Genomic DNA, 13,033 nt, shown 5'->3' with positions numbered 1-13,033 from the left:
AGAATGGTTTTGCAGATAAACAAAGCCGTCACGAGAACCTTTGATCGTGGAGGGACAGCGCCCCCCTCTGTCCTGCCGGACATCTCCCCCACAAGGAGGGAGATTGGCCTTCATCACTGATTTCGCCAACCACCAACCTTGCAAAAAGGACGCTGTCCGCGAAGCTGCCGATCTTCCCCCCAAGTGGGGGAGATGTCGAGTTTTGGCAAAAGAGGGCAGGACAGAGGGGGGCGCGAAGGATCGCTACAGAGCGCTTTTATTCTGAGCCGCAGCATTATGGGCGGAAACTAGCTGGGATGCGAAGTCGTGGTGGCTTATGCCAATCGCCAGCGTTGGAGATCGGCTGCAGTCTGGTCGGGCAGCGACCACCCACGGGCCTTTTCAGGCTCAGTCAAAGGACCAAATTCTCTATGCAGAGACTACGTGCTTCATCTTATCGACGATCCGCAACGGCGTCCGGAACGACCACCAGCTTGCCGACAAAATCCTTGGCGATGAAATCCGCTTGGGCACGGTGGAAATCGGAGAGCTTGTAGACACCGCCGACCAGCGGCCGGATTTTCTTCTCCTCGATGTAGCGGACGATACGGCGGAAGTCGTGTCGCGTGCCCTGGCTGGAGCCGTGCAGCTGCAATTGCTTGAGGTACATGGTGCGCAGATCGAGCTGCACGACCGGGCCGGCAATCGCGCCGGCGGTGGTGTAGCGGCCTTCGGGTCTAAGGATGCGCAACAGGTCGTTGAAGATCGCACCGCCGACGAGGTCGGCAACTACGTCGATCGGCTGGCCGCCGGTCGCGTCGTTGACGGCGGCGGGCAGATCGGCGATGCCACGGGTGATCACCGCCTCGGCGCCGATATCGAGCACCGCCTGTTCCTTGCCCTTGCCGACGACGGCATAGGGAATGGCGCCGCGCGCCCGCGCCAACTGCACGATGCCGGAGCCGACGCCGCCCGACGCGCCGGTGACCAGCACGCGCTCGCCGGCCTTCAATGCGGCGCGTTCCAGCATCTGTTCGCCGGTAAGGTAAGCGCAGCAGAAGGTGGCGAGTTCGACGTCGGTCAGGTCGGTGGCGACGACATGGGCATTCTCGGCCGGCACGGTCTGGTACTCGGCATAGCCGCCGTCGCGGCCATGGCCCATATAGTCGATGTCGGCGAGTGAATCATCGTCGCGGTTGTAGATCGAGAAATCGACCATCACCCGCTCACCGATGCGGGCCGAAGAAACACCCTCGCCGACGGCAACGATGTTGCCGACCGTGTCGGTGCCCTGGATACGCGGGAACGTCAGCGTATTGCCCTGACGCCGCCAGGTCGACACGGCGGCAGCATCTTCTTCCGTGCCATAGGCGCCCTGGCGCACCCAGACATCGGTGTTGTTCATGCCGCACGCCGTGACCTTGACCAGCACTTCACTTGGGGCGGGCGAGGGCACTTTCACGTCTGTGCGGTAGACGAGCTTTTCCGGTCCGCCGTGGCCGGTTAGCTGCACGGCGGCCATGGTGGCGGGGAGGGCTTTGGAGGTCATTGATGTTGCTTCCAGATATTCCAGGTGCGCGCTGCCCCTCACCCTTACCCTCTCCCCGTGAAAAACGGGGAGAGGGGGTCGCCAGCGCTGGAGCTTGTCCCTTCTCCCCGTCGTTCACGGGGAGAAGGTGCCGGCAGGCGGATGAGGGGCGGCACCAAGGTCGATAATTAGATGCTGGCAAACACGCCATTCACCGCATCGGCCGTCCTCGACACGACGATGTCGGCCTCTTCGCGGGTGAGGCAGAGCGGCGGCGCGAAGCCGAGGATGTCGCCTTGCGGCATGGCGCGGCCGATGACGCCACGCTCGCCAAGCGCGGTCGCGACCTGCGGCCCGATTTTTTGCGCGGCATCGAAGAACACGCGGTCGTCCCGGTCGGCGACGAATTCGATTGCCGCCAGCATGCCGTCGCCGCGCACCTCGCCGACATTTTTGTGGCCGCCGACGGCTTTCGCCAGTTCGGCACGGAAATAGGCGCCGGTCTCACCGGCGTTGGTCACCAGGTCCATCTCGTCGATCAGTTCCAGGTTGGCGACACCGGCGGCAACGCAGATCGGATGCGCCGAATAGGTCCAGCCATGGCCCAAGCTGCCGAGTTTGTCGGAACCCTGGACCAGCACCTGCCAGACCTTATCCGAGACGATGACGCCCGACAGCGGTGCATAGGCCGAGGTCAGGCCCTTGGCGATGGTGATCAGGTCGGGCTTGATGCCGTAATGGTCGGAGCCGAACATGGTGCCCAACCGGCCGAAGCCGGTGACCACTTCGTCGGCGACCAGCAGCACATCGTATTTGTTCAGAACCGCCTGGATCTTTTCCCAGTACAGAGCGGGCGGCGGCACGATGCCGCCGGTGCCGAGGATCGGCTCGCCGATGAAGGCGGCGACCGTGTCCGGGCCCTCGGCCAGGATCATCTCTTCGAGCTTGTCGGCGCAGTGTTGGGAAAACTGTTCCTCGCTCATCGAGCGGTCGGCGCGGCGGAAATAGTAGGGCGCCTCGGTGTGCAGGATCGGCGCACGCGGCAGGTCGAAGGCGTTGTGGAACAGGTCGAGCCCGGTCAGCGATCCGGTCATGACACCAGAGCCGTGATAGCCGCGCCAGCGTGAGATGATCTTCTTCTTCTCCGGCCGGCCGAGCACGTTGTTGTAGTACCAGATCAGCTTGATGTTGGTTTCGTTGGCGTCGGAGCCGGAGAGGCCGAAATAGGCCCTCGACATGCCTTGCGGCGCCCGGTCGATGATCATCTTGGAAAGCGTGATCGAGGCCTCGGTGCCGTGGCCGACATAGGCATGGTAATAGGCAAGGTTCTTGGCCTGGGCGGCGATGGCGTCTGATATCTTCTGGCGGCCATAGCCGACATTGACGCAATAAAGCCCGGCGAAGGCATCGATGCTCTTCCGCCCATTATTATCCCAGATGGTGACGCCTTCGCCGCCGGCGATCACGCGGGTCGGCGATTCACCCCGCGCATGCGTGCCCATATGGGTCGAGGGATGGAAGAAGTGGTCGCGGTCCCAGGCGGCGAGTTCGTTGGACTGGTCGAGCATTTTTTTGACTCCTTAGAGAAAGATGGTCCCGACGCGGCCTAAGGTGTGTCGGGATTCAGGCCAGACCGAGAACCGGAGCGGAGCGCACTTTTTCGTACGTGAGCACCGGAAGCGCAGGACGCCGCCATTTGCAGACCGGCATCACCTGAATGTCGATACAGCTTACGCCACGTCCAGGCAGAGATATCTGAGATCGGTAAAGGCTTCGAGCCCGTGGCGCGAGCCCTCGCGACCGATGCCGGACTGTTTGACGCCGCCGAACGGGATCGGCGCGCCGGTGATCTTGACGCGGTTGATGGCTACCATACCGTAGTCGAGCGCACGACCCATGCGCAATTGGCGGCCGCCGTTCTCGGTGACGACATAGGCGACGAGGCCGTATTCGGTGGCGTTGGCGCGGGCGATAACCTCGTCCTCGCTGTCGAAGGGCGTCACTGCGGCGACCGGACCAAAGGTCTCCTCGCGCATGATCAGCGCGTCGTCGGTGACATCGGCGAGCAGGGTCGGCCGGTAGAACAGCGGTCCTGCAGAATCGCGTTTGCCGCCGGTGAGGCAGCGCGCGCCATGGGCGAGCGCATCGGCGACCTGCTCCTCGACCTTCTTGACGCCGCGCTCATGCATCAACGGCCCGATGTCGATGTCATCGGCCAGGCCATTGCCGGTCCGCAGCGCCTCGATGCGCCTGGCGAAGGCGGCGCAGAAACGATCATAAATCGGACGCTGGACATAGATGCGGTTGGCGGCAAGGCAATCCTGGCCGGAAGTGGCGAATTTGGCGTCGACGGCGATGGTCACCGCCTTGTCGAGATCGGCATCGGCGAAGACGATCAGCGGCGCGTGACCGCCAAGCTCCATGACCAGCCGCTTCATCGTCGGCGCGCTTTGCGCGGCGATAAGCCTGCCGATCTCGGTCGAGCCGGTGAAGCTCATAGCGCGGACGCGCGGATCTTCGCACATCCGCCCAACGATGGTCGCGGCCTTGCCAGTGAGAACGTTGAAGACGCCAGCCGGCAGGCCGGCGCGTTCGCCGAGCTCGGCCAGCGCCAGTGCCGACAGCGGCGTTTCCGACGAAGGATGCGCGACGATCGTGCAGCCGGCAGCAAGCGCGGCCGCCGCCTTGCGGGTCAGCATAGCCGCAGGAAAATTCCATGGCGTGACGACGCCGACGACGCCGAGCGGTTCGCGGCGCACCATCATCTCGGCGTTTGGCAAATGGCTGGTGACGCTTTCGGCGTTGAGGCGCTTTGCCTCTTCGGCATACCACTCGACGAAGGAGGCGGCGTAGTCGATCTCGCCAAGCGATTCCTTGAGAGGCTTGCCCTGTTCGAGCGTCATCAACAGCGCCAGATCCTCTTTCGCGGCGATGATCAGGTCGAACCATCTTCGCAGGATTCTTGCGCGTTCCTGTGGGAGAGCCGCGCGCCAGGCGGGAAAGGCGCGCGACGCCGCGTCGATCGCCTTGCTCGTCTGCCTGGCATCGAGCGCGGCAACCCAGGCAACGGTGGCGCCTGTAGCAGGGTCGGCCACCCCAAAACTCTCGGCGGCTTCACTCGCCGTCCAGTGGCCGTCGACATAGGCGAGTTGGCGCAGCAGCCGGCGGTCGGCGAGCCGGTCAAGCGCTTCGTGGCGTTGTGGGCGGGCAAAATGCGCGGACATGTTCGAGGTCTCCCGGTTTCGGAGTGATGCGGAGAGACTATGCGCGCGGCGCAGACAGAGAGGCTGTTTCGGAGCGCACGCGTAGAGAGATTGTCTCTATTGGGCTGCCGTAACGGACGATCTCTCTGGCCCTACGTCAGGCTGTAGCAAACCGTGGAGATTGGCTCAACCTCCTCCAAGTTCGTCATCCCCGGGCGAAGCAGGAGCGAAGCGACGTCGCGGAGACCCTGGGATCCATGCCGTGACCTTCGCCGAGGAATGCAGCGGAGCAGAATTCTGTACCGTCGCGGCGCCCCGATGTCACGGCATGATGGGGTGGACGGCGCCCGGCAGCGGGGCGCGACCATCGTCCTTGGTGCACGGCCGGAAATGCTCCGGCCTGCGATCTCCAGAATGGAATCTATGGACCTGTAATGAACGCTTGTGCCCGACGCCGTATCCATATGACCTGCGACGGTCGCTCTTGAGTGACGAACGAACGTAATTAAAGACTGCTTCCACCAAGTTGCATTTGCAGTAGGGGCTAGCGGGAGCGCGCGTTGGCTTCTGTCGCGTAGCGCGCCATGTCAGCGATGTCATCTTCGGTCGGCTCTTGGCCAGTGAAACTGCGGAGATAGGCAGCGACCAGCGAGAGCCTGCTGCTCATCGGTTCGTGAAGCTCGAGTGAATAGTAGCCGATCTGCATGAAGTAGAGGACGCGCGCGCGCACAAAGGCATCCTCGGCCGAATAGCCGTGCCGCAAATACATATCGCGGATCGCAGCGACACGCTCTTCGTCGGCCTGATCGATGATCCGCCGAACCGACCCTGAATGACGCGCCCAAGCCCTGATCGCGAAGTCCAACCGCGGATCGAAAAGCCGTTCGTCGATCCAGCATTCAAAGATGCTCATAACCCCGCGAATGACGGTCGCTGACGGGCGAGCCGCGTGCTCGACGATGAAACGCGTATTGGTGTTGCGCCAATGCTCCAGCAACTGATCAAGCAGATCCTGGCGGCTCTTGAAATACCAGTAGAAGCTGGAGCGTGAGACATCCAGTTTCTGCCCAAGACTCAAGACCCGGACATTCTCAACCCCATCAGAGATCAAGGTGTCGAGCGCGAGATTCAACCAGTCCTCGCGCGTGGCTTTCATCTTGCCGTTCGCGGGCGGCTTCGGATTGGTCGGCGTTGTCATGAACGAGCAATGTCACGGCACGGCTGTCAAATCAAGTTGTAGACATTAGTGTCCATGAGCTATGGACAATACTGTACAGTGGGGGTAACGTCGGCGATATCAGGCCAGGTGGATGCTGCCCTCGGCAGATCGACCGAACGGCATCGGAGAAACGAGCATGTTGGTCGAAGCTACGGGGAGCGAGGTGCGTCAGCGGGGCGGCCGGAGGCCCCGCGGCGACCGCGTTCAGGCCTCGCGGCGTCCGAACTACCGCAATCTGCGCAATTCTCTCACTCCTCAGCAGGTTTTCTCGGCCGGTCAGATAGAGAACATCCACGACACGTCGTTGCGAGTGCTCGAAGAACTCGGGATCAAGGTGCTCCTGCCCGAGGCGCGCCAGATCTTTCGCTCAAACGGATGCCTCGTCGACGACGACAGCATGATGGTCCGCATTGGGCGCGAGGTGGTCGCTGGAGCCCTTGCGAGTGCCCCGCGGTCAATTCCGGCACGAGGTGGTGCCCGAGAGCGTGATCTCGTTTTCGAACCTGGCGCGCTTGCCTTCGTCGCGGGTTGCGGCTGTCCTAATGTGACAGATCTCGATCGCGGGCGTCGGGCAGGAACGCTCGCCGACTTCGAGGAGATTGTTCGACTGGTACAGACGTTCGACGTGCTGCACATGCACGGACCCCATCTCGAACCACAGGATGTCGACCTGCGTTTCCGCCATTACGCTACTGCGCGGGCGCAACTCACGCTGTCGGACAAAATTCCCTTTGTCTTCGCCCGCGGAACTCCACAGGTTGACGATAGTTTCGAGATGGTGCGCCTGGCGCGCGGCCTGTCCGAGGACGAGTTCCGCAACGGCGCCCACTGTTACACGATCATAAACACCAACTCGCCACGCCAGCTCGATATCCCAATGGCGCAGGGCATCATCGATTTCGCGAGAGCCGGTCAGGTGACGGTCATCACCCCGTTCTGCCTCGCCGGCGCGATGGCGCCGATCACGGTCGCCGGCGCGCTGACGCTTCAGCATGCCGAGGCACTCGCCGGCATCGTCCTGGCTCAGACGAGCCGGACTGGGGCGCCCGTCGTTTATGGAAGCTTTTCGTCGAACGTGGACATGAAATCGGGCGCACCCGCCTTCGGGACGCCCGAGCACGCGAAGGCGACGCTCGGCGCGGGACAACTCGCGAGACATCTCGGCCTCCCCTGGAGGGCGGGCGGCGGTAGCGCGGCCAACATTTCCGATGTGCAGGCCGCCAACGAATCGCAGTTCGCCCTCTGGGGGGCCGCGCTTGCCGGCGCGACCGTGCTCGTCCATGCGGCCGGGTGGCTCGAGGGCGGTCTCAGCCTCTCCTATGAAAAGCTGATCACCGACGTCGAAGTCCTTCAGATGATGGCCGAACTCTTCACCGAGACGCCGGGAGATGCCGCTGCGATCGCCTTCGAGGCGATTGAGGAGGTCCAGCCGGGCGGCCATTTCTTTGCGGCCCAGCACACGATGGACCGTTACCGAACTGCCTTCTACGAGCCAGTCGTGGCTGACTGGTCGAACTTCGGTAACTGGACCGAGGCCGGCAGTAAGGACGCGACCAGAAGGGCGAACGGGATCTGGCGCAACGTGCTGGACGAGTTCCAGCCGCCAGTTCACGCCGCCGAACTGGCTCCCGCACTCGATGAGTTCATCGAACGGCGCAAGGCCGAGGGAGGCGCCGCGCCGGTGTCATAAGATCGAGAATGTGACTGAACAGGGGACCTGAACATACGGGCGAAAACGCCGAGGAGGAGTAGATGTCATTCTTCAATCAAAACGGAAAGCCGGTGTCGTCATTTGTCACTGGTCTGGCTGCGGAAGCGTCGGCGGGACGGATGGACCGCCGCGAATTCCTGGCGATGGCGAGCACGATGGGCGCTTCGGCCGCGACGGCCTATGCAATGCTGGGTCTCACAGCGCCGACGGCGGCAATGGCTCAGGAACCGAAGAGGGGCGGCGTGTTGAAGGTCGCCATGTTGATCAAGGAGATGAAAGATCCCCGTACATTCGACTGGGTCGAAGGCTCTAACGCCGCCCGTCAGTTCCTTGAACCCCTGGTCAAGTATGAACGCGATTTCACCTTCCGGCCGATGCTTCTCGAGAGCTGGGACGTCAATGACGACGCCACTGAGTACGTCTTGCATGTGCGCAAGGGGGTCAAGTGGAACAATGGCGATGATTTCAACGCCGACGATGTCGTTTTCAACCTGAACCGATGGTGTGACCGTTCGGCGGAGGGCAATTCGATGGCGGGACGCTTGGCAGCGCTCATCGATCCTGCCGGCAAGGCACGCGACGGTGCCATCGTGAGGGTCGACGACCATACCGTCAAACTCGTGCTCCCATCGTCCGACATCACAATCATTCCGGGCTTCGTCGACTATCCAGCGCTAATCGTCCACCGCGGATACGAAAGGATGGGAGGTGATTTGGTCAAGAATCCCATCGGCACCGGCCCGTTCGAACTGGTCTCCTACAAGGTGGGTGACCGGGTCGTGGTCAAGCGTCGTGAGAACGGAACCTGGTGGGGAGGCGAGGCCTATCTCGATGGCGTCGAATTCATAGACTACGGGAACGATCCTTCGGCCATGGCGAATGCCTTCGAATCAGGTGAGGTGCATACAAACTACGAAACCAATGCCGATTTTGTGTCGATCCTTGACAATATGGGGCTCGTGAAATCGGAGGTGATTACGGCAGCGACCATCGTAGCCCGGACCAACGTCACCAACGCTCCCTTCAAAGATCAGCGCGTTCGCAAGGCGCTTCAGCTTGCAGTTGATAACGCGGCGGTGCTGCAACTCGCTTATGGCGGTATGGGTTCGCTTGCCGAAAACCACCATGTCTGTCCGATCCACCCGGAGTATGCAGAACTGCCAAAGGTCGGGCGCGACCTGGAAAAGGCGAAGGCGCTGATGGCCGAAGCGGGTCAAGCCGACCATGAGTTCGAACTGATCACCGTGGACGAGGAATGGCAGAAGAATGCCGGCGACGTTGTCGCCGCCCAGCAGCGCGAAGCCGGTTTCAAAGTGAAGCGGACGGTGATTCCAGGCAGTTCGTTCTGGAACGACTGGACGAAGTATCCCTATTCGATGACCATCTGGAACATGCGTCCCCTCGGCGTGCAGGTCTTGGCGCTCGCCTATAGGAGCGGCGAGGCCTGGAACGAGACGGGCTTCTCAGATCCGGACTTCGACGCGAAGCTCAACGCGGCGATGAAGGTCGCTGATGTGGCCAAGCGCAAGGTCCTTATGGCCGACGTTCAAAAACTGCTGCAGGATTCCGGCATCATCACGCAGCCCTTCTGGCGCAAGTTCTACAACCACTCGGTTCCGGCGGTGAAGAACCACGGCATGCACCAGACCAACGAGATCAACCTTGAAGCGGTATGGCTCGACGAATAGTGGATCGCTCGACGACCGCGGGTGTCTTCGGCCGATCCTCTGGGATCGGCCTTTTTCTTGGCCGGTGTCAGGCCGGGCTCGACAAGAGCGGGGTTATGGCTTGGAACCATGTCCATACATGCGTCGCCAGCGCGCGGTCGACGTGGACGCGGAACGTGTCCGTATATCGATAGCGATAGACAATGGCGGTGACGCCGGCGAAGAGCATGGCCGCGCTCGGGCTTGAAACAGCAAGGTCCAGCGCTGTCGCTCGCTGCATGAGCGAAGGCGCCGCCGGTCCGGACACTTCGAACACCTGAAGGCCGGCTCCGACATCGGTTGCCGTATAGCCTTCCTCACACCAGCCGCCGGCGGTCGCAGCAAGAGAATGCCCGACCCAGAGCAACTGGTCTCGGGCGAGACGCACGCAGTAGGGATCGCCAGCTGTAATCGCGAAGGCACCGGCCCCTATACCGTCCGACTCCGCTGCAGCAGACCAGGCTCCCAGATTGCCGCCGACCAGCTGCTGGTCAAGGTCGATCACAACGTGGATGGACAGCGCCTGCGTTTCCAGCCTGGCGGTCTCCCAGTTTGGCGCGACAGGCCATTTCGCGGCATGGTCACGCATTGAGACGCTCTCCGTCCGGATCGAATGCGCAGGGAGGGGAGATCGTCGCGGTCACGATGGTGCCGAGGTGCTGGAAGTCCAGTGTCTCGCCATGGCGATTGCTGCCGCCTTCAATGAGGGCCAGGGCGACCGGCCGTCGCAGCGTCGGGCTCCAGTAGCTCGACGTGACGAAGCCGATGCTGCGTTTGTGCCCGCCGTGGCGCTCGACCGCATGCGCACCGGTCGCCAGGGGCGGTTCGCCGTCGGCCAGCCGCAGTCCGACCAGCTGCTTGCGGTTCGCTGTGTTGTCCGATGTCCGCTTAATCCGGGGACCGTCGACGCCGAGGTCCTGCGGCATCGTGGTCCCGTCCGTATCCTTGCCGATGACGATGTAACCCTTTTCTGCGCGCAGGATCATCAGCGCTTCGAGCCCGATCGTCGCCATGCCAAGTGGGCCTCCCGCCTCCTTCATCGCCGCCCAGAGCCCGGCGGCGCGGTCGGCTCGGATCGAGATCTCGTAGCTCCTGTCGCCGGTGAAACTCACACGCGCGACGCGGACCGGGTTATTCCCGAAGCTGCCCCCTGCTAACGCCATATGCGGCAGGCTGGCGTCATCCAGTGCGAGGCCGAGACCCAATGTCTCGACCAGCTCGCGTGACCGTGGTCCCGACACCGTCAAGGTTGCGAACTGCGAAGTGGCGTTGTGGATCTGGATCCTTGCGCGATCGAAACGGTCTTGGCGCCACTCTTCAAGCCGCATGTGGACGCCGGCCACGTGCGAGGTCGAACATGAGACCACAAAGCGATCGTCGCCGAGGCGGGCCAGGATTCCATCGTCGTAGACGACGCCTGATTCCGACAGCATGAAGCCATAGCGGCAGCGAGCGACCTTCAGCGTCGACATGGTGTTGTAGTAGATGAAATCGACAAACTCGGCCGCTTGCGGCCCTATCACCTCGATCTTTCCGAGAGTCGATCCATCGAACAGCGCTCCGGAGCGGCGGGTGATCTCCGCCTCATGCCTGATCGCTTCCCCGGCATCGGCATTGCCATAGTAGGCAGGCCGGAGCCAGCCGCCGTACTCTTGAAAAACAGCGTTCTCGCCACGGTGCACTGACTCCAGCGGCAGCCGTCGGATCGGAGTCATCAGCGCGCCTGCACGTGGACCGGCCAATGTCGACAGGGGAACGGGAACGTAGGGTGGCCGATAGGTCGTGGTCCCGACTTCAGGGATGGCGCGGCCGGTGATCTCAGCCATCAGGGCTAGCCCGTTGAGGTTGGAGGTCTTCCCTTGGTCCGTCGCCATCCCGAGCGTGGTGTAGCGCTTGAGATGCTCCACCGACACAAAGTTCTCCCGCGCCGCGAGTTCGATGTCCTTGCTGGTCACGTCGTTCTGGTAATCGATCCACGTCCGGCCGTGCTGCCTTGTTCTGGGCCAGGCAGGAAGAATGCGCAGCGTTGCCTCGATGCCGGTGTTTCTCGGAGCTCCGGCTGCGGCCGGCTGGCCGGATGCGGCTTCGACGCCGCTCGCAAGGACCTGGCCAAGCCCGACCAGGCCTGCGGCCGCTCCTGCAACGGCTATACCGTCGACCTTCGCGCCGGGTACGAAAGCTGCTACTTCGTCACTCCAGGCGAGTTTGCCTTTCGCCTGGGCATAGAGGTGGATGGTGGGCGTCCAGCCGCCCGAAACGAGGAGGCAATCGCAGGCAAGGATTGTCCCATCGTCGAGCGTCAGCGACGCCACGGCTTGGCGCCCTCGCGCCCGGGATACAACGCGGCCGGAGAGACAAACGATGCCCCCGTCGATGGCGGGCGCGTTAACACGCGTGTCTACGACCGTCACCTCCGCTTCGGCGGCGAACAATGCGGCAGCCACCGCGTAGGCACTGTCGTTGTTCGTCGCAACAATGATCCTGCGACCGGGGACGACGGCGAAGCGGCGCAGATACTGCAAGGCCGCGTCAGCCGACATGATGCCAGGCAGGTCGTTGTTGGCGAAAGCGAGCGAGCGGCCGCTCGATGGCGCCGGTTGCGAGCACGATCTCGCGCGGCCGGACCCGCCAGAGCGTGTCCGGATTGTCTCCCTGACGCTGCGACAGTGCAACGAGATTGTGGTCATAGATGCCAAAGGCCGTCGTATCGGGGAGCACTGTACAGTTGGCGACCCGCAGCCGAGCGATGATTTCGTCAACCCACGCGGCGCCGGGGACACCGTCTATCTCGGCCTTTTGGTAACGCAACTTCCCACCCGGAGCGCGTTGGTCATCCGCGAGCATGACCGAGCGCCCCATACTCGCCGCGACAGACGCTGCGGCGAGGCCGGCTGGCCCGGCGCCGATCACCAGCAGGTCGCAATGGTGATTGACCTGATCGGCAAAGGCTGCGGCTGTCCAGGCCGGATCGATCGTGCCGAGGCCGGCCATGGCGCGGATCCGCGGCTCGAAGACGTGCCAGTCGGGCCACATGAACGTCTTGCTGTAGAACGCTGCAGGAATAAACCGGGCGAAGTGATCGATGTATCCCTTCCGGTCGAACAACGCCGACGGCGAGCAGTTGACACTGCGCACCATGACGCCATCCTGCGCGGGTTCGGTCGTCGCTCTGACGTTCGGGGCGGGACGATTGCCGCCGCTCACATCGACGATTGCGTTCGGTTCCTCGACGCTGGCGCCCCAAACGCCTCGCGGGCGGTGATACTTGAAGCTCCGGCCGACGACTCGCATCCCGTTGGCGAGCAGAGCCGAGGCGATCGTGTCGCCGTCGAAGCCCCGGATCGCTCGCCCCTCGAAGGTGAAGCCGATCGGTTTTGACCGGTCGATCTCCGAACCGCCATCGATGCGCCAGGTCGTCATTGCGCATGGTCCGCGTGGAGTGGGCTGGAGTCGAGGATTTCATGCGTGACGCTGTTACGCGTCATCACGAAGAACTCGCGGCAGGTCAGGTGGACCCAAACCTCGGCAGTCGTCCCTTTGGGGTTCGTGCGCAAGTGCAGATAATCGGTCCATTCGCCAGTGCGAACATCGGTTCCCTCCGGCCGGGGGTTCCCCGCTTCGCCGCCATAGTGAAACTCCGCCTCCTCGCGCGGGCCGCAGAAAGGGCAGGGAAAGAGTTGCATCGAA

Annotated in this window: 10 protein-coding genes; 2 read left to right on the top strand and 8 right to left on the bottom strand. The window is 62.8% G+C overall.

Features of this window, described 5'->3' with window-relative positions; genetic code table 11:
- Nucleotides 1-433: 433 nt before the first annotated feature.
- The 4 genes from AC0L15_RS28740 to AC0L15_RS28725 all read right to left on the bottom strand — a co-directional run bounded on the left by AC0L15_RS28740 (nt 434) and on the right by AC0L15_RS28725 (nt 5,908).
- Nucleotides 434-1,528 carry an alcohol dehydrogenase family protein gene (locus AC0L15_RS28740; protein ID WP_473497857.1) on the bottom strand — a complete coding sequence of 365 codons (1,095 nt, stop codon included), beginning with the start codon at nt 1,526-1,528 and terminating at the stop codon, nt 434-436.
- 167 nt (nt 1,529-1,695) lie between these two features.
- A complete protein-coding gene (locus AC0L15_RS28735) occupies nt 1,696-3,075 on the bottom strand; it encodes an aspartate aminotransferase family protein (protein ID WP_287250175.1) in 1,380 nt (459 codons plus the stop codon).
- A gap of 162 nt (nt 3,076-3,237) precedes the next feature.
- Nucleotides 3,238-4,731, bottom strand: a complete 1,494-nt coding sequence (locus tag AC0L15_RS28730; RefSeq protein WP_287250174.1) for an NAD-dependent succinate-semialdehyde dehydrogenase — start codon at nt 4,729-4,731, stop codon at nt 3,238-3,240.
- 523 nt (nt 4,732-5,254) lie between these two features.
- Entirely contained in the window at nt 5,255-5,908 is a 654-nt protein-coding gene (locus AC0L15_RS28725) for a TetR/AcrR family transcriptional regulator (RefSeq protein WP_287250172.1), read from the bottom strand.
- Between the two features lie 157 nt (nt 5,909-6,065).
- Between AC0L15_RS28725 and AC0L15_RS28720 the strand changes: the two genes are divergently transcribed.
- A complete protein-coding gene (locus tag AC0L15_RS28720) occupies nt 6,066-7,619 on the top strand; it encodes a trimethylamine methyltransferase family protein (protein ID WP_473497854.1) in 1,554 nt (517 codons plus the stop codon).
- 62 nt (nt 7,620-7,681) lie between these two features.
- A complete protein-coding gene (locus tag AC0L15_RS28715; protein WP_287250168.1) occupies nt 7,682-9,328 on the top strand; it encodes an ABC transporter substrate-binding protein in 1,647 nt (548 codons plus the stop codon).
- Between the two features lie 67 nt (nt 9,329-9,395).
- Here AC0L15_RS28715 and AC0L15_RS28710 read toward each other — a convergent pair whose 3' ends face one another.
- Genes AC0L15_RS28710 through AC0L15_RS28695 form a run of 4 tightly spaced genes read right to left on the bottom strand, consistent with a single transcriptional unit; the run spans nt 9,396 to nt 13,029 of the window.
- The gene (locus tag AC0L15_RS28710) at nt 9,396-9,935 is read right to left on the bottom strand and encodes an aminomethyltransferase family protein (protein ID WP_287250166.1); all 540 of its coding nucleotides are present in this window, start codon (nt 9,933-9,935) and stop codon (nt 9,396-9,398) included.
- Nucleotides 9,928-11,886, bottom strand: coding sequence for a glycine cleavage T C-terminal barrel domain-containing protein (locus AC0L15_RS28705; RefSeq protein ID WP_473497852.1), 1,959 nt, complete (start codon nt 11,884-11,886; stop codon nt 9,928-9,930). The genes AC0L15_RS28710 and AC0L15_RS28705 overlap by 8 nt, the downstream gene beginning before the upstream one ends.
- Nucleotides 11,876-12,766: a 2Fe-2S iron-sulfur cluster-binding protein gene (locus AC0L15_RS28700; protein ID WP_473497850.1), complete on the bottom strand. Its 891-nt coding sequence runs from the start codon at nt 12,764-12,766 to the stop codon at nt 11,876-11,878. The genes AC0L15_RS28705 and AC0L15_RS28700 overlap by 11 nt, the downstream gene beginning before the upstream one ends.
- Entirely contained in the window at nt 12,763-13,029 is a 267-nt protein-coding gene (locus tag AC0L15_RS28695; protein WP_287250158.1) for a sarcosine oxidase subunit delta, read from the bottom strand. Before AC0L15_RS28695 ends, AC0L15_RS28700 begins: the two co-directional genes overlap by 4 nt.
- Between the last annotated feature and the right edge of the window lie 4 nt (nt 13,030-13,033).

This window comes from Mesorhizobium sp. WSM4846 (genome assembly GCF_055811415.1).
Note: the sequence above shows the minus strand (reverse complement) of the source record. Positions and strands in the feature narration are given on the sequence as shown.

Coding starts and splice junctions, on each gene's coding strand:
- AC0L15_RS28740 (WP_473497857.1), bottom strand. CDS start 1,528: ATGACCTCCAAAGCCCTCCCCGCCACCATGGCCGCCGTGCAGCTAACC.
- AC0L15_RS28735 (WP_287250175.1), bottom strand. CDS start 3,075: ATGCTCGACCAGTCCAACGAACTCGCCGCCTGGGACCGCGACCACTTC.
- AC0L15_RS28730 (WP_287250174.1), bottom strand. CDS start 4,731: ATGTCCGCGCATTTTGCCCGCCCACAACGCCACGAAGCGCTTGACCGG.
- AC0L15_RS28725 (WP_287250172.1), bottom strand. CDS start 5,908: ATGACAACGCCGACCAATCCGAAGCCGCCCGCGAACGGCAAGATGAAA.
- AC0L15_RS28720 (WP_473497854.1), top strand. CDS start 6,066: ATGTTGGTCGAAGCTACGGGGAGCGAGGTGCGTCAGCGGGGCGGCCGG.
- AC0L15_RS28715 (WP_287250168.1), top strand. CDS start 7,682: ATGTCATTCTTCAATCAAAACGGAAAGCCGGTGTCGTCATTTGTCACT.
- AC0L15_RS28710 (WP_287250166.1), bottom strand. CDS start 9,935: ATGCGTGACCATGCCGCGAAATGGCCTGTCGCGCCAAACTGGGAGACC.
- AC0L15_RS28705 (WP_473497852.1), bottom strand. CDS start 11,886: ATGTCGGCTGACGCGGCCTTGCAGTATCTGCGCCGCTTCGCCGTCGTC.
- AC0L15_RS28700 (WP_473497850.1), bottom strand. CDS start 12,766: ATGACGACCTGGCGCATCGATGGCGGTTCGGAGATCGACCGGTCAAAA.
- AC0L15_RS28695 (WP_287250158.1), bottom strand. CDS start 13,029: ATGCAACTCTTTCCCTGCCCTTTCTGCGGCCCGCGCGAGGAGGCGGAG.